We start from the raw sequence: 21,689 nt of genomic DNA, 5'->3' as shown, positions 1-21,689 counted from the left end.
ACCGGGTTAATCACCTGGATTAATCGGGTTAGTCGTCGCAGTTAACCGCGACGCACGCTTGCGCCGCCATCGACCGGCAACGTCACGCCTGTGATGAAATTGGCCTCATCGGAGGCGAGAAACAGCGCGGCGTTGGCGACGTCCCAGCCGGTGCCCATCTTGTGACGCAGCGGCACCTTGCTGTCGCGCTCGGCCTCGACTTCGGCGCGGCTCTTCTTGAATTCGCGGGCGCGCGTGTCCACCGCCATCGGTGTGTTCATCAATCCCGGCAGGATCACGTTTGCGCGAATGCCGTATTGCGCATTCTGGTAGGCGAGCTGTTCGGTGAAGGCGATCATCGCCGACTTGGTCGCCTTGTAGGCGACGTAAGGATAGGTCGTGATCGCGGCCATCGACGAGATGTTGATGATCGAGCCGCACTGCTGCGCGCGCATGATCGGGATTACATGCTTGGCGGCGAGGATGCAGCTCTTCAGATTGATCGCCACGCAGCGATCGAAGGCCTCCTCCGATATCTCGAGCAATTCGGCATCGCCGCCGGAAAGGCTGACGCCGACATTGTTGTGCAGGATATCGACGCTGCCCCAGCGGCCATGTGCGTCTGCCACCATCGCCTTGATGTCGGCATTTTTGGTGACGTCGGCCTTGAAGGCGACTGAAGTCCCGCCCTTGGCCGCGATCAGGTCGACCGTCTCCTGCGCCGAAGCCAGATTGTAATCGACGCACAGCACCCTGGCGCCTTCGCGCGCGAAGGTCAGCGCGGTGGCGCGGCCGTTGCCGATGCCCTCGCCGGGGCTCTGGCCGGCGCCAACGACGATGGCGACGCGATCTTGCAGGCGCATCTCACTTCACTCCCTGTAGCGGGTACTGCTGCAGTACCTCCTTGTAGTAAGGCTCATTGTCGATCTGCATGGTGGCGAGCACCCGCACCACGGCGCAGTAGAACGCGATCGTCAGCACGAGGTCAGTCATGTGCTCGTCGGAGAGATGTTGCCTGATCTCGGCGAAGGTCGCATCCGACATCGCGAGCTCGCGCACCATCTCACGGGCGCCCTTCAGGATCGCCTTCGCCAGCGGCTCGAGCTCCGAGGGTCTACCATCGGTCTCCGCGATCAAGCCCCGGATGTCCTCGTCGGTGACGCCGAACTCCTTGCCGATCTTCACATGGTGGGTGAACTCGTATTCCGACTGCTCGAGCCAGCCGACCTGCAGGATCGCGAGTTCGCGTAAGCGCGGATCGAGCTTGCTCTTGAAGCGGATGTAGCCGCCGACGCCGTTGAAGGCGCGCGCCATGTCCGGCGAGTTCACCAGCAGCTTGTGCAGATTGGTGTTGCGCTTGAGCATGTCGCGATATTCGGGAGCGACCTGATCTGCTTCGAGATAGGGCAGGCGGGCCATTGTTGTCGTCCTTTTTTTCGGCGGCTTGCGGATGAGGCGGCAGTTGTTTCAGCCGTAGAGGGCTTTGTGCTCGCTGGCGTAGTTGGCGTAGGAGTCCTTCATGCTGGCGCCGTTGAGCAGCATGGTCGCAACCACGGCGTTGTCGGCATCGAACACGGTCGAGCGCACCCACATGCTCTCGGTGCGCTTGCTGCCCGAGAGCGCCACGACCTCGCGCTCGACCCAATAGGTCTCCCCGGGGAATAGCGGCCCGCGCAAAAGACGGATCTCCTGGTCGGCGAACAGCCCGACCGCGGGGCCGCGGACCGGCAGGCGATCTTCGCGCGCGCGGTACTGGAACAGCACGCTCAGCATCTCCATCGGGATGATGGCGCGGCCCCAGGGATTGTGCTCCAGCGAATAATAGTCCGACGGCTCGGTGATCACCTTGAGCTTGTCGGCCAGCGAGAACGGATAGAGGTCGCCCATGTTCTGGTCGAAATCCATCTTGATCGCCTGCCGCGGCGTCTTCATGCTGACCTTGATGTCGGCGAGGATCACGGGATCGGTCAGCGGCTTCAATTCGCCGAGCCGGTGGCTGAGCGCCGTCTCGCTGCCGTCGCCGTCGATCGAGGCGGTGCCGCGCAGGATCTCGGTGCCGTCGCGCTTGACCATCCCGATCGTGCAAACGGTCTGGCCCGGCTTCGGCTTCTCGATCTGGGCCTGCACCTCCTCGCCCTCGAACACCGGGTTGCGGTAATGCGCCGAGAGGCACCCGGTCATGAACCAGGCGCGGCCCCAGATCCGCTCGCACAGCGGCGCGAACTGGCTGAAATGGGTTGGTCCCTCGATCGTGCCGCCGCGGAAGCCGAGCTTCTGTGCGGTTGCATCGTCGTGAATCGAGGCGTGGGAATCGTAGGTCTGGGCCTGCAGCATCTGCTTCGGGCTGCGCCAGGGACCCACCAGCAGATCGCCGTTCTCCACGATTTCCGTCGTGAACGCGGATTCGACTGTAATCATCCTTGGTCTCCCTTTGCGCGCCACCGTTTCAAAGATGCCGGGGTTCGGCAAGCCTTGCAGCAGCAACAAGGCCTCGCATGCGCAACATGAGATATGTGCTGCGGCCATGGAACGGGGCTGTTCATGCATAACAAAATCAGTGCATGCTGATGCATGATCATTTCGGAAGATAATCAGACCGGTCCGGACCGGCGCGGCTGACTGACGGGGAAACTGATGGCGTTGATGGAAGTTGGACTGGACGACAAGTACCGGTTGGATACGAAACGAATCTTCCTCTCCGGTACCCAGGCGCTGGTCCGATTGCCCATGTTGCAGCGCGAACGCGACCGCGCGCACGGGCTGAACACCGCCGGTTTCATCTCCGGTTACCGCGGCTCGCCGCTCGGCATGTACGACCACGCGCTGTGGCGGGCGAAATCCTTCCTGAAGGAGCATGACATCGCCTTCGTTCCCGGCCTCAACGAGGATCTGGCGGCGACCGCGGTCTGGGGCAGCCAGCAAGTCGGCATGTTTCCCGGCGCCAAGGTCGATGGCGTGTTCGGCATCTGGTACGGCAAGGGCCCCGGCGTCGACCGCTCGCTCGACGCGCTCAAGCACGCCAATTCCGCCGGCACCTCGCCGAACGGCGGCGTGATCGCGCTGGCCGGTGACGACCATGGCTGCCAATCCTCCACCCTGGCGCATCAGAGCGAGCAGGTATTTGCCTCGGCGCTGATGCCGGTGGTCAATCCGGCGACGCTGCAGGACTATCTCGACCTCGGCATCCTCGGCTTCGCGCTGTCGCGCTATTCCGGCTGCTGGGTCGGCTTCAAGGCGATCTCGGAGACGGTGGAAAGCTCGGCCTCGATCGTCAGCGATCCCGATCGCATCAAGATCATCATGCCCGACGATTTCGAGATGCCACTGGGCGGGCTCTCGATCCGCTGGCCGGATCCGCCGCTGGAGGCGGAGCGCCGGCTGCACGGGCCCAAGATGGAGGCCGTCGCGGCCTTCGCCCGCGTCAACCGCTTCGACCGCATCGTGCTGGATTCCAAGCCGGCGCGGCTCGGCATCATGGCGACCGGCAAGGCCTATCTCGATTTGCGCCAGGCGCTCGCTGATCTCGGCATCACCGATGCCGATGCGCAGGCGCTCGGCCTGCGCATCTACAAGGTGGCGCTGACCTGGCCGCTCGAAGCGCGCGGCGCGCGCGCCTTCGCCGAGGGCCTGCAGGATGTGCTTGTCGTCGAGGAGAAGCGCGGCTTCATCGAGGACCAGCTGGTCCGCATCCTCTACAACATGGACGCCGCGAAGCGTCCGTCGGTGGTCGGCAAGCGCGACGAGAGCGGCGCGCCGCTGCTGCCGAGCGAGGGCGAGCTGACGCCGACCATGGTCGCCGCCGCCGTGGTGGCGCGGCTGCGCCGGCTCGGTCACCGCAGCCCGCTGCTGGAGCAGCGTTTGGCAAAACTCGAGGCGTTCGATCGCCCGGCCGAGGGCGTGGGCACCGCGAAGCTGCAACGCACGCCGTATTTCTGCTCGGGCTGCCCGCACAACTCGTCGACCAAAATCCCCGAGGGCAGCCGCGCCATGGCCGGCATCGGCTGCCACGGCATGGCGCTGTCGGTACCGAACCGCAACACCCAGACCATCTCGCATATGGGTGCGGAGGGCGTGAGCTGGATCGGGCAGGCGCCGTTCACCAGCGAACAGCACGTGTTCCAGAATCTCGGGGACGGCACCTACACCCATTCCGGCTTGCTGGCGCTGCGCGCGGCGGCCGCGGCCGGCGTCAACATCACCTACAAGATCCTCTACAACGATGCCGTGGCGATGACCGGCGGGCAGCCGGCCGAGGGCGGCTTTACGGTGTCGCAGATCGCGCATCAGGTCGCCGCCGAAGGCACCAGGAAGCTTGCGATCGTCTCCGACGATCCCGACAAATATCCCGCCAATTATTTCCCGCCCGGCGCGACCATTCATCATCGCCGCGAGCTCGACGCCGTGCAGCGCACCCTGCGCGAGATCGAGGGCCTCACCGTCCTGATCTACGACCAGACCTGCGCCGCCGAGAAGCGCCGCCGCCGCAAGCGCGGGCTGTTCCCCGATCCGGCCAAGCGCGTCTTCATCAACGAGCGCGTCTGCGAGGGTTGCGGCGACTGCTCGGTGGCGTCGAACTGCGTCTCGGTGCAGCCGCTCGAGACCGAGCTCGGCCGCAAGCGCCGCATCGACCAGTCGAATTGCAACAAGGATTTCTCCTGCATCGAGGGCTTCTGCCCGAGCTTCGTGATGGTGCAGGATCCCAAGCTGCGCAAGGCCGACCGCACCGCCGCCGATCCCAAGGCGTTGTTCGCCGATTTGCCGACGCCGCCTGTGAGCGCGCTGACGAACCCCTACAACATCCTGATCACCGGCATCGGCGGCACCGGCGTCATCACCATCGGCGCCCTGCTCGGCATGGCCGCGCATGTCGAGGGTCTCGCCTGCTCGACGCTCGACTTCACCGGCCTGTCGCAGAAGAACGGCGCGGTCATGAGCCATGTCCGGCTCGCGCCTGCCTCCGACATGCTGACCACGGTGCGCATCGCGCCGGGCAATGCCAATCTGATCCTCGGCTGCGACCTCGTCGTCGCCACCAGCGTGCCGGCGTTGAGCCGCGCCGAGCGCGGCGTCACCCGCGCCGTCGTCAACGCCGATCTCTTGCCGACCGCGAGCTTCGTGATCGATCCCGATATCGACTTTGAAGCCAGCTCGATGCGCGATGCGCTGAACGGCGCGGTAAGACCTGATGATCTCGACATCCTCGATGCGACGGGGCTTGCCACCGCGCTGATGGGCGACAGCATCGCCACCAACGCCTTCATGCTCGGCTTTGCCTTCCAGCGCGGCGCGATCCCGCTGTCGCTGGAAGCGATCCTGAAGGCGATCGAGCTCAACGGCGCCGCCATCGAGATGAACAAGACCGCGTTCTCGTGGGGCCGGCTCGCCGCGCACGATCTGCAGCGCGTGATCAGCGCCGCGCGCTTCAAGAGCGCCGGTGCTGCGCCGGCCAAGAAGACACTCGATGAGGCGATCGCCTTCCGCGCCAAATTCCTCACCGACTATCAGGACGCGGCCTACGCCAAGCGTTATCTCGACGACGTCGCGCGCGTCCGCACCGCCGAGACAGCGGCGGCGCCCGGCTCGCAGGACCTGACCGAAGCCTTCGCCAAGGGCCTGTTCAAGCTGATGGCCTACAAGGACGAATACGAGGTCGCGCGACTCTATTCCGACGGCGAGTTCGGCAAGGCCTTGAGGGAGCAGTTCGAGGGCAACTCCGGTCTGAAGGTCTTGCTGGCGCCGCCGCTGCTGGCGCAGCGCGATCCCGTCACCGGGCGGCTGCAGAAGCGTGAATTCGGTCCGTGGATTTTCACCGCGTTCGGCGTGCTCGCGAAGCTGAAGGGCCTGCGCGGCACCGCCTTCGACGTCTTCGGCTACACCGCGGAGCGCAAGATGGAGCGCGCATTGCCGGTCGAGTATTCGGCGATGATCCTGCGTCACCTCGACGGCAGGAAGCCGCTCGACTTGCCGCGCCTCGTGGCGCTGGCCAAGGCCGCGGACCTCGTGCGCGGCTATGGCCACATCAAGGAGGGCAACGTCGCCCGCTACCGCACCGAATGTGCGCGGCTGGAGCGCGCGATCGGCCAGCCGCTGGCGCAGGCGGCCGAGTAGGCAACCGGGGGAACTTTCCACAGCTGCCTTGGTTGACCGGTAACCCTGCCCGCAACCAGCGGCTGGATTCGCGCGGCCGGGGCTCCTAGATGATGGGTGTTCTGTTCGAGTGATTTCAGGAGGCCGTTTGATGGTCCTGAAAAACGCTTTTGTTGCAATCGTTTGCGCCGCGTGCCTGACTTGGGGTGGCGTGGCGTTTGCCGACGAATACGGCCCCAGCGAGTTCTTCAGCCTCGATCTCTCCAAGGCGGTGCTGTCACCGAAGCGGCTTGGCCCGCCGGCGCAGTTCGAGCCGGTTCCGGTCGAGGCGAAGGCCGACCACGGTCCCGATCAGCATGCGAATGTCGAGCCGCAGGTCGAGGAGACGAAAGTCGCGCCAAAGAAAGCCGTGCGGACCACCAGGGTAACCGCGCCGCACGAGCGGAAGCGCGCGGCCGCGCAAATTCCCGCCCGCGCCAAGCTCGCGCGCCGCCACTCGAACCCGCTCGATGCGGAGGCCCGCGACACACGGATCCAGACCTGGCCGTGCCGCACCGGCGGCATCTGCAACTGGCATCGGTGAGAGCGTCCGCCGCGCGTCTGCTTTCTCACTCGCGCGTCAATCCTTAACCCGTCATCCTGAGGTGCGAGCGGAGCGAGCCTCGAAGGATGAATCGGCCGCAGGCGGGGCCGTGCATCCTGCGAGACGGCCGCTTCGCGGCCTCCTCGGGATGACGGGCTTGGCGTTGAGCGCTCCACGCCTAACGATACCCTTCCGATCTCCATCTCCCCCGAGTCATCCCGCCGTCGCAAAACCGTCGGCAGAGAGTCAAGAAACCGTAAGGCTGGAGTCAAGGAGCGCAGGCAAAACCTTCGTTGCGATTCGACGAAGGTTATTCGATGCCGACAGCGAACTCCGCGAGGCGGCGAGGCCTCACCCGGCGTCAGCTTCTGGTGCGCTCGGCGTCGACCGCCGCGCTGGCGGGATTCGGCGCGCTGGCAAGACCATATCTGAGCCGCGCCGCGGATCGGCCCGCGATCGCGGGCATCCAGTCCGGCGACGTCGCAAGCGATTCCGCTGTCATCTGGGCCCGCACCGATCGCGCGGCGCGGATGCGCATCGAATGCGCGGCGGTCGAAAGCTTCGCCACCATCCTGCGCGCCGCGTCCGCAGACGCGCTGCCTGAACGCGACTTTACCGCCAAGCTGCTGCTCGACGGCCTGCCGCCGGGCCAGGACCTGTTCTATCGCGTCAGCTTCGAGGACCGTGACGGCACAACGGGCGAAAGCCAGGTCGGCCATTTCAGCACCGCGCCGGCCGACCGGCGTCCGGTCTCGTTCATCTGGTCGGGCGACGTCGTCGGGCAGGGCTGGGGCATCGACCCCGCGCGCGGCGGCTTGCGCAGCTATCGCACCATGCTGGACGAGCGCCCGGACTTCTTCATCCATTCCGGCGATCACATCTATGCCGATTGCACGGTGCCGTCGGAGCAGAAACTCCCCAACGGTGAGGTCTGGCGCAACATCGTCACCGAGGAGAAATCCGCCGTCGCGCAGAGCCTCGACCAGTTTCGCGGCAACTACAGATACAACTGGCTCGACGAGAATTTCCGCGCCTTCCACGCCGAGGTGCCGATGTTCGCGCAATGGGACGACCACGAGGTGGCCGACGACTGGTCGCCGCTCGGCACCGCCGATGCGACCGGTTACGACGCGGACGGCAGCTCGCGCCTGGTGGCGCGGGCGCGGCGTGCCTTCCACGAATTCATGCCGATGCGGCTGATGCCGGAGCGCGATGGCCGCGTCTACCGCAAGATTCCCTACGGGCTGCTGCTCGACGTCTTCATCATCGACATGCGTTCCTATCGCGATTCCAGCTGGAACAAGCAGGGCGATCCGGAGCAGGCCTGCATCCTCGGCAAGAGCCAGCTTGCCTGGCTGAAGCGGGAGCTGTTGGCGTCGGATGCTGTGTGGAAGGTGATCGCGGCGGACCTACCGATCGGCCTCGTCAGCCTGGATGCGGTCGCGCTCGGCGACGGCCCGCCCGCGCGGCGCGAGCACGAGATCGCCGATCTGTTGTCCTTCATGAAGCGCGCCGGGGTCCGCAATACGGTGTGGCTCACCGCCGACATGCACTACACCGCCGCGCATCATTATGATCCGAACCGCGCGGTGTTCCAGGAGTTCGAGCCGTTCTGGGAGTTCGTCTCCGGTCCGCTGCATGCCGGCACCTGGTCGCCGGGCGAGCTCGACAACACCTTCGGCCCGAAGGCGATGTACCAGAAGGGCTGCTCGGTCGAGCAGGGCGACAATCTCGCGCCGTGCTTCGGGCTGCAATTCTTCGGCCGCGTCGACATCGACGGCAAGACCGGCGTGATGACCGTGACGCTGAAGGACGTCGACAACCACGATCTCTGGTCGGTCGATATCGAGCCGCGGCCGGACGCGCGGCCCGGCCAGATCATGGCGCAGCACATCTAGCGCCGTCTCTGATCCCGTCGCGACATCTTGATTGCCGGCGTCTTGCCCGAAGGGCGGGTTTGCGGGCAGACTGCATGTCGCAGTCCTGCCAATTTCATTCCCACGAAACGATTTGCTGGCGTGACGTCGTCGATGGCATCGGCGTCCCACGCGTCAGGAGCTATCCATGGAAAATCTGCAGACACAGGGCATCAGCCTGCCGCAGCTCGGGCTCGGCACCTTCCGCATGCAGGGCGATACCTGCCGCGCGGCGGTCGAGAGCGCGCTTGGGCTCGGCTATCGGCATATCGACACCGCCGAGATGTACGGCAATGAAGAGGCGATCGGGGCGGCGATCGCTGCCTCGAATGTCGCGCGCAAGGACCTGCACGTGACCACCAAGGTCTGGCACGAGAACCTGGCGCCGGATGCGATCCGAACAGCGTTCGACGCCAGCCTGAAGAAGCTGCGGCTCGATCACGTCGATCTCTATCTGGTGCACTGGCCGTCGCGGAGTATGAAGCTGCCCGCCGTCTTCGAGACGCTGATGAAGCTGAAGGAGGAAGGCCGCACCCGCGCGATCGGCGTCGCCAATTTCACCACCGCGTTGCTCAAGGCCGTGGTCGAGGACATCAAGGCACCGATCGCCTGCAACCAGATCGAATATCACGCGATGCTGGACCAGACGCCGGTGCGCAAATATCTCGCCGGGAAGTCGATCCCGCTGGTGGCCTATTGTCCGCTCGCCCAGGGCCGCTTCGCCACCGACGAGACGCTGGCGAAAATCGGCAGCAAGCATGATGCGACCGCAGCACAGGTGGCGCTGAAATGGCTGCTCGATCAGGATGGCGTGGCGGCTATTCCGAAAGCCTCGCGCGCCGAAAGCCAAAAGGCCAATCTCGACGCACTGAAGGTCAGGCTCGACGACGAAGACCGCAAGGCGATTGCGGCTCTGCGCAAGGACATGCGCTGCGTCAATCCGGGGTTTGCGCCGGCGTGGGATTGAGGCTGCTGGCCCTGAGGAAGCAGAAAAGAAAATGGCTCCGTGAGGAGCCATTTTCCGTTGTGTCGGTCTTTAGTAGTGATGACGTTTGATGATCACCGTCCGGTCATGGCCGTGATGCCAGCCATGATGCCAACCGCGATGCCAGCCACGGTCATGGCGCATTTCAGCGCGTGCGCCCCAGCCGCGGTCCCAGTGATGATGACCGCCATGTCCGATCACGACCGTCTCGGCGCTCGCGATCGACGGAACGGCCACCGCAAGCGCACCAACCGCCGCAAGAACAAAGCCAATCTTTTTCATCTCATCCTCCTCAAATAAGTGAAGAGAAAACCGTGCGAACATTGAAACGTTCCGCAGGAACCAGAGGAGTTTTCTGAACGCTTGTTCAGCAATAACAGCCGTCTCGGCACTCGCCGAGAGTCGGCTGCACAACCGACAGCGAGCGCCGCCGCCCCCTCTCGGCGGCCTTGCCTAACCTCGGCGTCCGACGCATCATCGCGTCATAAAAATCAATGTTCGGGGGGACGTTGCCGTGAGCGAATTTTCACGCCGGGATTTTTTCAAAGTGACGGGATCGGCCGCTGCCGCAGCCATCGCCGGGCCGGCCACTGCGGCGATGGGGCCGGACGACAAGTTCGACCTCGTGATCAAGAACGGCGACGTCATCGATCCCAGCCAGTCGCTGCGCGGCAAGCGCGACGTCGGCATCCGCTGGGGCATCATCGAGGCGATCGAAGACGAGATCCCGGCTGCTCGCGCCACCAGGTCCATCGACGCCTCGGGCAAGCTCGTGATGCCGGGCCTGGTCGATCTGCACTGCCACGTCTACCCGTACGGATCGGCGATCGGCATTCCCGCCGACGAACTGGTGCAATTCCAGGGCACCACGACGGTGGTCTCGGCGGGCGACGCCGGCGTCAACAATCTTGCGGCGCTGCGGCGCTTCATCGTCGCGCAATCGCGGGCGCGGATCTACGCCTTCGTCCACATCGCCAACAACGGCCTGTCCGCATTCCCGGTGGCCGAGCTCTACAACATCGACAACGCCCAGGTCGAAGCCTGCGCGATGGCGCTGGCCGAGAACGCCGACTTCCTGATCGGGGTCAAGGTGCGGATGTCGGAAAACGTCATCTTCAAGCATGGTCTCGAGCCGCTGAAGCGCGGCATCCAGGCCTGCGAGATGTGCGGCTGGCCGGCGCGGATGATGGTGCATATCGGCGGCGTCGAGACCAAGGAGCTGATGTCCGACATCCTCAATCTGCTGCGGCCGGGCGATATCCTGACCCATGCCTATTCCGGCGCGCCGAACATGTCGGGCGCTTTCACCAATATCGTGCAGGAGGGCAGGCTGTTGCCGGCGGCGCTCGCGGCCAAGCAGCGCGGCGTGCTGTTCGACGTCGGCCATGGCGGCGGCAGCTTCGATTTCACGGTGGCCGAGATCGCGATCCCCGCCGGCTGCACCCCCGATACGATCTCCTCCGACATCCACGTCTTCTCGGGCAACTCGCCCGGCATCCCGTTCCTGCCGAACGTGATGAGCAAGTTCCTGGCGATGGGCTCGTCGCTGGATCAGGTGGTGGCGATGGCGACCTCAGTGCCGGCGCGGATCATCAACCGGACCCCGAAGATCGGCACGCTGCAGCGTGGCGCGCCCGGCGACGTCGCGATCATGGACCTCGTCGAAGGCCCGGTCTCCTTCGTCGACACCCGCAACAACAAGCGCGACGGCAATCTGCTGCTGAAGCCGGTGCAGACCGTGGTCAACGGCGTACCGTTCGGCCGGCCCTATCAGGCGCCATTCTCGGTGAGGTGAGGGCAGGTGGAAACATGGATTGCTTCGTCGCTTCAGCGCAAAATTGCTTTGCAATTTTGTCGCGAGCTCCTCGCAATGACGTCGAGACGGGTTACCCCGTCATTGCGAGCAAAGCGAAGCAATCCATCTTCCGGCGAGCGAAACAGCTAGCCGCGCTTCTCCACATTGCTGCTGCGCGCCGGAACGCCGAACTCCTTGCGGCACACCTCGGCCAGCACGGCAACGCCCTCGCGGATCTGCTCGTGCGAGGGGCTGGCGAAGCAGAGGCGGAGCCGGCTGCCGGAATGGGCCTTGCTGGTCGACCATTCCGGTCCCGGATTGATCGAGACGCCGGCGGCAAGCGCCGCCTGATAAAGCTTCAACGTGTCGACATTGTCGGGCAGCTTGACCCAGAGGAAGATGCCGCCCTTCGGCGCCTCGAACTCGGCCGAGGTGCCGAACTGCTCGTTCAGCGCCTCCATCAGCGTATCGAGCTTGGCGCGCAGGCCCTTGGTCAGGCGCGGCACGTGGGTCGAGAAATGCGGTGCGCAATATTCCGCGAGCACCATCTGCTCCAGTGCGCCGGAGCCGGCGTCGGTCTTCAGCGGCAGCATTCGCGACATGATCGCCCAGGGCGCGACGATGAAGCCGACCCGCAGCGCCGGCGCGATCGACTTCGAGAACGAGCCGATATGGATCACGCCGCCGTGCTTGCTCATGGCGTAGATCGCGGGCGGCCGTTCGCCGCTCCAGATCAAATCGGCATAGCAATCGTCCTCGAAGATCGGCACGCCGTATTCCCTTGACAGCTTCAGCATCTCGGCGCGGCGGCTCTCGGGAAGGATCGAGCCGGTCGGGTTCTGCACCGTCGGGATGGTGTAGATGTATTTCGGCGTGATGCCGCGCCGCTTGTGATCGGCGAGCGCCGCGGCCAGCGCATCGATCCTGATGCCCTCGCCATCGAGGGGAATGCCGACCGCGTTGACGCCGAGCCGTGTCAGCCGGTTCAGCGAACCCTGATAGGTTTCCTGCTCGATCAGCACGGTATCGCCCTTGGCGAGCAATGTGTGATTGACGAGATCGAGCGCCTGCAGCGAGCCGGAGACGATCATGATCTCGTCCGGCGTGCAGGCAATCCCGGCGTCGCGCTTCAGCTTCTCGGTCAGGAAGTGGCGCAGCGGCAGATAGCCCTGCGGCCCGTGTGCGAGGTTGTAGGTCGCTAGATTCCTGCCCTCGCGCCTCAACACGGCGTTGACCGCCTCCAGCAGCCCGTCGACCGGGACCTGGTCGGGATCGTTGTTGCCGCCGACGAAGCTGTATTTGGCGAGCCCGGTCCAGCGCGCGGCCGGGGCAGGCAGGCCGGCCGGGAGCAGCGGTGCAAAGTCGAACTGGGCTGAGGTGGTCATGGACGTTTCGCTCCGTGTTGTTATCGTTGAGAAGGCTGCGGCAAGCGGCCTTCCATGAGGTTAGTTCTTGCCGACCAGCCGGATCGGCCGGCCCTGGCTGATGAAGGCGTAGTGCCCTGCGCCGACACTGCCGACCATCAGGGCCTCGACCGCCGGTTCCGCGATGTCGCCGGCGGCCGCCCAATCGACCACGAAATTTGCGCCGGTGCCGCCGCGGGTATCGGTCGTGGCGATCGCGACCTCGACGGTCGCAAACGGTTTTAGCGCGACCGGCGATTTGAGGTAGCTCTCCACCATCTTGCCTGATGTGTCGAAATAGGCGATCCGCTTCAGCACCAGCGGCTTCGTCTCGGAGGCGTTGTGCACGCTGAGCGTCACCGAAAAATCGGCCCTGAGCTTGCCCTGGCTCATCGACACGCTGGAATACACCGGCACGTAGAATGCACCGGAGGCGGTGAGGCCCTCCGATGGCACCACCGTCAACGAGTTCGCGAAATTTTGTTCAATACTTGCCGAGGATTGTGCTAGCGCCTCTGACATGCGCACGGTGAGCAGGCAGAGCAAAACTGCGAGAAAAATGCCGCCTGCGCGGATGTGACACATTGCTCGGTTGATCCTCACGCCCGGCCCTCTAGGTTGCGGCAACAGGAAGTCTTTGACGCATGCATGAACTGATTCCCGATATCACGCTCTGTATCCTGTTTGCCTGGGGGCTTGGGCTGCTGGCCCATTTCTCCCGGCAACCGCTGATACTGGCCTACCTTATCGCCGGCTTTTTCATTGGTCCATTCGGCATGGGCTGGGTCAAGTCCCAGGAATCGATCAGCGTCATCTCCGAGCTCGGCCTGATCTTCATGCTGTTCATGATCGGGCTGGAAATCGACCTCAAGAAGATCATCCGCGCCGGCAAGGTCATCCTGTTCGCGGGAGCCGGCGAGCTAATCGGCGGCTGCCTGATCGGCGTGGCGTTCTTTGCCGCTATCGGGCTTGCGGTCGGCGGCGGCAAGTTCGACGCGATCTATCTCTGCGTCGCCTGCGCGCTGTCCTCGACCGTGATCATCGTCAAGGTGCTCTACGAGAAGCGCGAGCTGGATACGCTGCCGGGGCGCATCACACTCGGCGTGCTGGTGCTGCAGGACATCTTCGCGATCCTGTTCCTGGCGGTGCAGCCGAGCCTGGACAATCTGCAGATCAGCGTCGTGCTGCTGTCGATTGCCCGCGTCGCGGTGCTGGTCGCGACCGCGCTGGTGCTGAGCCGCTACGTGCTGCCGCGGCTGTTCCACCAGATCGCGCGGCGGCCCGAGCTCGTGCTGCTCGGCGCGCTCGCCTGGTGCTTCCTGATCGGCGAAATCGCCGAGCGGCTGCATCTGTCGCGCGAGATGGGTTCGCTGGTCGCCGGCGTTTCGATCTCGACCTTTCCCTATGCGCTCGACGTCACCGCCAAGGTCACGACGCTGCGGGATTTCTTCATCACGCTGTTCTTTGTCGCGCTCGGCATGACGATCCCGATTCCGGGCCTCTCGGTGATCTGGCTTGCGCTCGTCATCGCGGCCTTCACGGTGGCGAGCCGCCTGATCACGACATTCACGCCGCTCTATCTGATGAAGCAGGGGCTGCGCGCCAGCCTGCTGCCGGCGATCAACCTGGCGCAGATCTCCGAATTCTCGCTGGTGGTGATCCAGACCGGTGTCGCCGCCAACCACATCGGAACCGAAACCGCGAGTGCGGCCTCGTTCGCTTTCGTCGTGCTGGCGGTGCTCTCGACCTTCGCGATGGCGCGCAGCGACCAGATCGTGCGCGGCCTCATCGGTCCGTTGAAGCGGATCGGGCTGCGCGACCTCGACCAGGAAGGCCAGGGCCGCGGCGAGGCCGGGCACGAGGGCGGACATGGCGAGATCCGGCGCATCGTGATCCTCGGCTTTTTCCGCGCGGCGAGTGCGCTGATCAGCCAGATCGAGCGGCAGAACCAGTCGCTGCTCGAGCAGATCAGCGTCATCGATTTCAACCCGCTGGTGTTCCGCACGCTGTCCGACCGCGGCATGCATGTGATCTATGGCGACATCAGCAATGTCGACACCCTGGTTCATGCCGGCATCGGCAAGGCCGAAATCATCATTCTGAGCGTGCCGGATTTCCTATTGGTCGGCGCCGACAATGAGAAGCTGGTGCGCCACGTCCGCGCCCTCAATCCGACCGCGCGGATCGTTGCCACCGCGGACCTCCTGACCGGCGTCGACGACCTCTACAGCGCCGGCGCCGACTACGTGACGGTGACCCGGCTCAGCGACGCCGGCGAGCTCTATTCCGTGATCGAGGCGGCCGACGCCGGCCTGCTCGACGACAAGCGCGCCGAGCTGGACGTCCAGCTCAGCGACCGGCGCGAGGTGTTGCCGTAAGAAGCCGGTCTTGTAGCCCGGATGGAGCCAACGGGTCGCGCGAACGCGCGCCCCGTTGGCTCCATCCGGGCTACGGAAACCGTCACCGCCCTGGTATGCCTGCCGGATGCATGGCGGGTTGCATAATGATACTGGCGCTGACATCGGAACCCGGCTAATCCACTGCCTGCACATAGCGAGATGTCAGGACAATGGCCGATACGATCCAGGAAGTGCTGCAAGCCTTTGCGAAGGGTGAACTCGTTGTCGTCACCGACGATGACGATCGGGAAGGCGAGGGCGATCTGATCGTCGCGGCGTCGTTCTGCACGGCGGAGAAGATGGCCTTCATCATCCGCCACACCTCCGGCATCGTCTGCGCGCCGATCACCACCGAGGACGCCCGCCGTTTGCGGCTCGACCCGATGGTGGCGCACAACGAGTCCAATCACACCACCGCCTTCACGGTCTCGATCGACTACAAGCCCGATGGCGGCACCGGCATCTCGGCCGAGGAACGCGCCTCCTGCTGCCGCGCGCTCGCCAATCCCAACGCCGGCGCCACTGATTTTGCGCGCCCCGGCCACATCTTCCCGCTGATCGCGCGCGACGGCGGCGTGCTGCTGCGCTCCGGGCACACCGAGGCGGCGGTCGATCTGTGCCGGCTGTCCGGCCTGCCGCCGGTCGGCGTCATCAGCGAGCTGATGAACGACGATGGAACCGTGATGAAGGGCGAGCAGGTCGCGAAATTCGCTGCCGCCCACAAGCTCAAGCATGTCACGATCGCGGACATGATCGCCTATCGCCAGGCGCGCGAGAAGCTGATCGAGCGGGTCGCGACCTTCACCACCGAAAGCCCGATCGGTCCGCTGCAGGGCTACGCCTATCGCTCGCCGTTCGACGAGATCATGCATGCCGCCTTCGTCTATAACGGCATCGGCGACGGCCGGGACGTGCTGACGCGGCTGCACAAGCCCAATATCGTGAAAGACCTGTTCACCGGGCCGGCGCGAATGGAAGCCGTGCTGCGGCACTTCAAGGACGCCGGCCGCGGCGTGCTGGTATATCTGCGCGACGGTGCCGCCGGCGTTCCGGTCGAACCGGTGGGAGAGCAGAAGACGGCGGAGGCCGATCGCCACCGGCAGTGGCGCGAGGTCGGCGTCGGGGCACAGATCCTGCGCGATCTCGGCGTCACCTCGATCCGGCATCTGACCTCGTCGGTGCACGACTACAAGGGATTGTCCGGATTCGGCATCGAGATCGTGTCGAACGAGAAGCTGGAAACCTAGTGTCAGTCATTCCGGGGCGATGCACAGCATCGAACCCTCAGGTTCGCGATTGCGCACCGAGAATCTCGAGATTCCGGGTTCGCGCTAGCGCGCGCCCCGGAATGACAGTGATCCCAATTCAATTGCGCTTCGCAGCATAGCGCTTTAATTTATCCGCCAATTTCCGATAGACGACGCGAAAGGATGTTTCATGAGCGTGCGCCCCCAGGCCAAGGACAAGCCGGCTGACGCCAGCTTCCAGTGGGATGATCCGTTCCTGCTCGACGACCAGCTCACCGAAGACGAGCGCCTGATCCGCGACACTGCGCGGGCCTATGCGCAGGACAAGCTGCTGCCGCGGGTCACCAAGGCCTATCTGGAAGAGAAAACCGACCGCGAGATCTTCAACGAAATGGGCGAGCTCGGCCTGATCGGCGTGACGCTGCCCGAGGAGTATGGCTGCGCCAATGCGAGCTACGTGGCCTATGGCCTTGTGGCGCGCGAGATCGAGCGCGTCGATAGCGGCTATCGCTCGATGAACTCGGTGCAGTCGTCGCTGGTGATGTATCCGATCTATGCCTATGGCGACGAAAACCAGCGCAAGAAATATCTGCCCAAGCTCGCGACCGGGGAATGGGTCGGCTGCTTCGGCCTGACCGAGCCGGACGCCGGTTCCGATCCCGGCGGCATGAAGACCCGCGCCGAGAAGGTGGCCGATGGCTACAGGCTCAACGGCGCCAAGATGTGGATCTCGAACGCGCCGATCGCCGACGTGTTCGTGGTGTGGGCCAAGTCGGCTGCGCACGACAACCAGATCCGCGGCTTCATCCTCGAGAAGGGCATGAAGGGCCTGTCGGCGCCGAAGGTCGGCGGCAAGCTCTCGCTGCGCGCCTCGATCACTGGCGAGATCGTGCTCGACAATGTGGTGGTGCCGGAAAGCGCGCTGCTGCCCAACGTCTCCGGCCTCAAGGGCCCGTTCGGCTGTCTCAACCGCGCCCGCTACGGCATCTCCTGGGGCGCGCTGGGCGCCGCCGAGGACTGCATGCACCGCGCGCGGCAATACACGCTCGACCGCAAGCAGTTCAATCGGCCGCTCGCCGCCACCCAGCTGGTGCAGAAGAAGCTCGCCGACATGGAGACCGAGATCGCACTCGGCCTGCAGGCCTCGTTGCGCGTCGGCCGCCTGATGGACGAGGGCAAGATGGCCCCCGAGATGATCTCGATCGTCAAGCGCAACAATTGCGGCAAGTCGCTCGACATTGCCCGCATGGCGCGCGACATGCACGGCGGCAACGGCATCCAGATCGAGTATCACGTGATGCGTCACGCCGCGAACCTCGAGACGGTGAACACCTATGAGGGCACGCACGACGTCCATGCGCTGATCCTCGGCCGTGCGATCACCGGCATCCAGGCGTTCTCGTAAGGAGCGTTCACCCAAACGCCGTCATGGCCGGGCTTGTCCCGGCCATCCACGTCTTGCGGCTCGCAAAGGAAGGCGTGGATGCCCGGGACAAGCCCGGGCATGACGAGGTCAAAGAGAATCCGGACATCACGGACAGAAGCCATGGCCGACAACGACGACATCCCGTTCAACCGCGATTTTCCGCTGAAACCCGGCGTGGTCGAACAGGTCCGCCCCGGCGTTCGCCGTGTCCTCTGCAACAATCCGAGCCCGTTCACCTTCACGGGCACGGTCAGCTACATCGTCGGCGAGGGGAAGGTTGCGATCATCGATCCCGGTCCCGACGACGAGGCGCATGCCAAGGCGCTGCTCGATGCGGTCAAGGGCGAGACCGTGACGCATATCCTGGTCACCCATACCCATCGCGACCATTCGCCGAACACGCCGCGGATCAAGGCCGCGACCGGCGCGCCTGTTTATGCCGAGGGACCGCACCGCGCCTCGCGCCCGCGCTTCGAGAGCGAGAAGCACAATCCGGAATCCGGCGCCGACCGCGATTTCCGGCCCGACGTGCAGCTCAAGCACGGCGACGTCATCGAGGGCGCGGGTTTTGCGCTGGAAGCGCTCGCCACCCCCGGCCACACCGCCAATCACCTGGCGTTCGCCTGGGCCGAGCGCAGCATCAATTTCGTCGGCGACCATGTGATGGGCTGGTCGACCTCGATCGTGGCGCCGCCCGACGGTTCGATGATCGATTACATGGCCTCGCTGGAGCGGCTGGAGCAGCGGCCCGAGCAGCTCTATTTCTCCGGCCACGGCCCGGAGATTCCGGAAGGCCCGCGCTACGTCCGTTTCCTGGCGCGGCATCGCCGGGCGCGCGAGGCATCGATCCTGCATCGTCTCGGCAAGGGCGAGGCCGACATCCCGACCATGGTGCGGGCGATCTATATCGGGCTCGATCCGCGCCTTGCCAATGCCGCCGGCTATTCGGTGCTGGCGCATCTGGAGGACCTCGTCGCGCGCGGTGTCGTGGCGACCGACGGCGATCCCGTGATCGGCGGGACGTACCGGATAGCGTAGGGCGCTACTTCTTCACGGTCTTCGCCGGCGGCGCCTTTGGCGCGACAGGAGCGGCCTTCTTCGCCGGCTTGGCATTGTCGTTCTCGGCGGCGCTGTTGAGATCCTCGATCAGCTTCTTGACGCGGGCGGCGTTGCTGCCGAGATCGGCGTCGAAATAGCGCGATGCCGAGCGGATATCGACGCGGGAGTCCTCGTCGTCAGGCGTGACCCGGATCGAGACGTCCTCGCGGAAACCCATGATCGGCGTGCGCGCCACCGCCTCGATGCGGCCGATGCGGCGCGGCGGCTGCGGCGCGCGCGCGTCGATGACGAGCCATTTGCGGCGGTTCACCAGCCGCAGCGTCAGCTCATAGGCGCGGTCGACCGGGGTTTCGAGCTCGACGGTTTCGATATCGGGATAGGCCGCGCGCTGCCGCTCGGCCGAATAGAGGCCGGCATAGGCGGCAGGATTGGTGCCTTCCCCGGTGCGCAGCCGCGCCAGCGCCTCGAACCTCGGCGGGTCGATCGCGTCGGTGGTGACGTCGTAGATCCGCGGCAGCTTGCGGTACTGATAGATCAGGTAGGCCGGGTAGGCGAGGATCGCCGCGTCGATCAGCAGCGCGAGCAGGATCCGGCCCATGCCGCGGGTGCCGTTCTGCCAGATCGCGGCAAAGGCGGCCAGCCCAAGCAGGATCGACAGGCCGGCCAGGCCCAGCGCGCCGAAGAAGGTCGCCAGCGCCGGTTTGACCTCCAGGAACCCGAAGCGGACGATCAGGATCGAGACCACCACCGCGACGACGGAGAAGATGGCGAGGTTGCGCGACCAGGTGGCGAGACCGGACACGGGCTCCTGCTGGTAGGGAGCGGAAAACCTGCGCGCCATCGTCGAAAAATCTGCCGGTTGAGATGTCCTCAGGCGACCTCGGCCGCCGCGATCAGTCGTGTGAGACCACGGACCTGCGGCGAATTCAAGGGATTTGGGCTGATTACCCTCCCCTGGAGGGGGTGGGTCGACGCGCATGAAATGAGCGGCGGGGTGGGGTGATCCCTCAGCACGGGCACCTGTCTCAAGAGGGACTGTCACCCCACCTCGGTTCGCATTTCGCTGCGCTTCATGCGAACCGATCCTCCCCCTCCAGGGGAGGATGACAGCTCGCTCACGCCGCGGCGGTCGGGAACGTGTAGTCCTTGAACTGGTCGCGCAGCGCCGTCTTCAGGATCTTGCCGGTCGCGGTGTGGGGGATGCCGTCGACGAAGGCGACGTCGTCGGGCATCCACCATTTGGCGATCTTGCCGTCCATGAACTTCAGGATGTCCTCGCGCGTGGCGCTCTGGCCCTGCTTGAGCTGCACGATCAGCAGCGGCCGCTCATCCCATTTGGGGTGATGGACGCCGATCACGGCGGCTTCCGCGACCGCCGGATGGCCAACCGCGAGGTTCTCGAGATCGATCGAGGAGATCCACTCGCCGCCGGACTTGATCACGTCCTTGGAGCGGTCGGTGATCCGCATGTAGCCGTGCTCGTCCATCGTCGAGACGTCGCCGGTGTCGAAATAGCCGGCATCGTCGAGGATGTTGCTGTCGACCCGGAAATAGGCCCTGGCGATCGCCGGGCCCGAGACCTTGAGACGGCCGAAGGTCTTGCCGTCCCACGGCAGGTCCTTGCCGGCATCGTCGGTGATCTTCATCTCGACGCCGAACGGCGGATAGCCTTGGGTCTGCAGGATGTCGAGCCGCTCCTCGCCGGTGCGCTCGGTGAACGGCGGCTTCAGCGTCGCCAGCGTGCCGAGCGGGCTCATCTCGGTCATGCCCCAGGCGTGGCGCACCTGGCTGCCCATGTCGAGGAACGCCTTGATCATCGAGCGCGGCATCGCCGACCCGCCGCAGATCACCATCTGCAGATCCGGCAGCTTGACGTTGTTGGCGGCCATGTATTGCAGCAACATCAGCCACACCGTCGGCACGCCGGCGGTGTGCGTGACCTTCTCGGTCGATAGCAACTCGTACACCGAGGCGCCGTCGAGCTTCGGGCCCGGCATCACGAGCTTGGTGCCCATCGACGGCGCGGAGAAGGCGATGCCCCAGCTATTGGCATGGAACAAGGGGACCACCGGAAGCATTGTGTCCGACGCGGAGGTGCCGAGCGCGTCCTTCGAGTTGGCCATCAGCGCGTGCAACACGTTGGAGCGGTGCGAATAAAGTACACCCTTGGGATCGCCCGTCGTGCCGGAGGTGTAGCACATCGCCGCCGCGGTGTTCTCGTCGAAGGTCTTCCACTCGAACTTGCCGTCGGATGCCGCGATCCAGTCCTCATAGGCGACCGCGTTCTTCAGCGTGGTCTGCGGCATGTGCGCCTTGTCGGTCAGCACCACGTAGCGCTCGACGCTCGGCAGCTGGCCTGCGATCTTCTCCAGCACCGGAACGAAGGTGAGGTCGGTGATGACGATGCGGTCCTGGGCGTGGTTGACGATCCAGGCGATCTGCTCCGGAAACAGGCGCGGATTGACCGTATGGCAGATCGCGCCGATCCCCATGATGCCGTACCAGACCTCGAGGTGGCGCCAGGTGTTCCAGGCGATGGTGGCGACGCGGTCGCCGAGGTTGATGCCGTCGCGTTCCAGGCTCTGCGAGACCTTCAATGCGCGGGCATGGATCTGGGCGTAGGTGGTGCGATGAATGGGGCCTTCGACCGACCGCGTCACGACTTCCTGCGTGCCGTGATATTTGGCGGCGTGCTCAATAATCTTGTGACACAGCAAAGGCCAATCTTGCATCAAACCAAGCATACGCAAATCCCTCCTCGATCCTCACGCATGATCTGCCGGCATCTTGGACGGCCGGCAGTAAAATCA

At 64.9% G+C, this 21,689-nt stretch carries 17 protein-coding genes; 9 read left to right on the top strand and 8 right to left on the bottom strand.

Going from position 1 to position 21,689, the window contains the following annotated elements:
• Nucleotides 1-41: 41 nt before the first annotated feature.
• Genes JEY66_RS32635 through JEY66_RS32625 form a run of 3 tightly spaced genes read right to left on the bottom strand, consistent with a single transcriptional unit; the run spans nt 42 to nt 2,397 of the window.
• Nucleotides 42-842, bottom strand: coding sequence for an SDR family NAD(P)-dependent oxidoreductase (locus JEY66_RS32635; protein ID WP_016845044.1), 801 nt, complete (start codon nt 840-842; stop codon nt 42-44).
• A gap of 1 nt (nt 843) precedes the next feature.
• A complete protein-coding gene (locus JEY66_RS32630; RefSeq protein ID WP_016845045.1) occupies nt 844-1,398 on the bottom strand; it encodes a carboxymuconolactone decarboxylase family protein in 555 nt (184 codons plus the stop codon).
• A 48-nt stretch (nt 1,399-1,446) separates the two neighbouring features.
• Nucleotides 1,447-2,397: a hotdog family protein gene (locus JEY66_RS32625; protein ID WP_018270345.1), complete on the bottom strand. Its 951-nt coding sequence runs from the start codon at nt 2,395-2,397 to the stop codon at nt 1,447-1,449.
• Nucleotides 2,398-2,613: 216 nt separating this feature from the next.
• Here JEY66_RS32625 and JEY66_RS32620 point away from each other — a divergent pair, with 216 nt between their 5' ends.
• From JEY66_RS32620 to JEY66_RS32605, 4 genes are all read left to right on the top strand, one after another.
• Complete coding sequence (locus JEY66_RS32620; RefSeq protein ID WP_026192435.1) at nt 2,614-6,087, top strand: indolepyruvate ferredoxin oxidoreductase family protein; 3,474 nt, start codon at nt 2,614-2,616, stop codon at nt 6,085-6,087.
• A 130-nt stretch (nt 6,088-6,217) separates the two neighbouring features.
• Nucleotides 6,218-6,649, top strand: coding sequence for a hypothetical protein (locus JEY66_RS32615; RefSeq protein WP_026192436.1), 432 nt, complete (start codon nt 6,218-6,220; stop codon nt 6,647-6,649).
• Nucleotides 6,650-6,966: 317 nt separating this feature from the next.
• Nucleotides 6,967-8,547 carry an alkaline phosphatase D family protein gene (locus tag JEY66_RS32610; protein ID WP_018270347.1) on the top strand — a complete coding sequence of 527 codons (1,581 nt, stop codon included), beginning with the start codon at nt 6,967-6,969 and terminating at the stop codon, nt 8,545-8,547.
• A gap of 166 nt (nt 8,548-8,713) precedes the next feature.
• The gene (locus tag JEY66_RS32605) at nt 8,714-9,532 is read left to right on the top strand and encodes an aldo/keto reductase (protein ID WP_018270348.1); all 819 of its coding nucleotides are present in this window, start codon (nt 8,714-8,716) and stop codon (nt 9,530-9,532) included.
• A gap of 69 nt (nt 9,533-9,601) precedes the next feature.
• Here the strand turns inward: JEY66_RS32605 and JEY66_RS32600 are convergent, their stop codons facing one another.
• Nucleotides 9,602-9,874, bottom strand: coding sequence for a hypothetical protein (locus tag JEY66_RS32600; protein WP_370143832.1), 273 nt, complete (start codon nt 9,872-9,874; stop codon nt 9,602-9,604).
• A 190-nt stretch (nt 9,875-10,064) separates the two neighbouring features.
• Between JEY66_RS32600 and JEY66_RS32595 the strand changes: the two genes are divergently transcribed.
• Nucleotides 10,065-11,345 (top strand): amidohydrolase family protein, encoded by a 1,281-nt coding sequence (locus JEY66_RS32595; RefSeq protein ID WP_016845053.1) that lies wholly within the window; start codon nt 10,065-10,067, stop codon nt 11,343-11,345.
• A gap of 146 nt (nt 11,346-11,491) precedes the next feature.
• Here JEY66_RS32595 and JEY66_RS32590 read toward each other — a convergent pair whose 3' ends face one another.
• Both JEY66_RS32590 and JEY66_RS32585 read right to left on the bottom strand, forming a co-directional pair.
• On the bottom strand, nt 11,492-12,730 hold the full coding sequence (locus JEY66_RS32590) for an aminotransferase-like domain-containing protein (protein ID WP_016845054.1): 1,239 nt from the start codon (nt 12,728-12,730) through the stop codon (nt 11,492-11,494).
• 60 nt (nt 12,731-12,790) lie between these two features.
• The gene (locus JEY66_RS32585) at nt 12,791-13,333 is read right to left on the bottom strand and encodes a DUF3124 domain-containing protein (protein WP_038375921.1); all 543 of its coding nucleotides are present in this window, start codon (nt 13,331-13,333) and stop codon (nt 12,791-12,793) included.
• A gap of 59 nt (nt 13,334-13,392) precedes the next feature.
• Between JEY66_RS32585 and JEY66_RS32580 the strand changes: the two genes are divergently transcribed.
• From JEY66_RS32580 to JEY66_RS32565, 4 genes are all read left to right on the top strand, one after another.
• Nucleotides 13,393-15,126: a cation:proton antiporter gene (locus JEY66_RS32580; RefSeq protein ID WP_016845056.1), complete on the top strand. Its 1,734-nt coding sequence runs from the start codon at nt 13,393-13,395 to the stop codon at nt 15,124-15,126.
• Nucleotides 15,127-15,317: 191 nt separating this feature from the next.
• Nucleotides 15,318-16,394 (top strand): 3,4-dihydroxy-2-butanone-4-phosphate synthase, encoded by a 1,077-nt coding sequence (gene ribB, locus JEY66_RS32575; RefSeq protein ID WP_016845057.1) that lies wholly within the window; start codon nt 15,318-15,320, stop codon nt 16,392-16,394.
• Between the two features lie 190 nt (nt 16,395-16,584).
• Nucleotides 16,585-17,799, top strand: coding sequence for an acyl-CoA dehydrogenase (locus JEY66_RS32570; RefSeq protein WP_016845058.1), 1,215 nt, complete (start codon nt 16,585-16,587; stop codon nt 17,797-17,799).
• A gap of 141 nt (nt 17,800-17,940) precedes the next feature.
• The gene (locus JEY66_RS32565) at nt 17,941-18,858 is read left to right on the top strand and encodes an MBL fold metallo-hydrolase (RefSeq protein ID WP_016845059.1); all 918 of its coding nucleotides are present in this window, start codon (nt 17,941-17,943) and stop codon (nt 18,856-18,858) included.
• Nucleotides 18,859-18,862: 4 nt separating this feature from the next.
• Here the strand turns inward: JEY66_RS32565 and JEY66_RS32560 are convergent, their stop codons facing one another.
• The gene (locus tag JEY66_RS32560; protein ID WP_018270349.1) at nt 18,863-19,720 is read right to left on the bottom strand and encodes a DUF1499 domain-containing protein; all 858 of its coding nucleotides are present in this window, start codon (nt 19,718-19,720) and stop codon (nt 18,863-18,865) included.
• Between the two features lie 274 nt (nt 19,721-19,994).
• The gene (locus JEY66_RS32555) at nt 19,995-21,623 is read right to left on the bottom strand and encodes a fatty-acid--CoA ligase (protein ID WP_018270350.1); all 1,629 of its coding nucleotides are present in this window, start codon (nt 21,621-21,623) and stop codon (nt 19,995-19,997) included.
• Nucleotides 21,624-21,689 lie beyond the last annotated feature (66 nt).

It is taken from the genome of Bradyrhizobium elkanii USDA 76, from assembly GCF_023278185.1.
GTDB lineage: Bacteria > Pseudomonadota > Alphaproteobacteria > Rhizobiales > Xanthobacteraceae > Bradyrhizobium > Bradyrhizobium elkanii.
The sequence above is the reverse complement of the archived record's forward strand: the minus strand, read 5'-3'. Positions and strand labels throughout refer to the sequence as shown.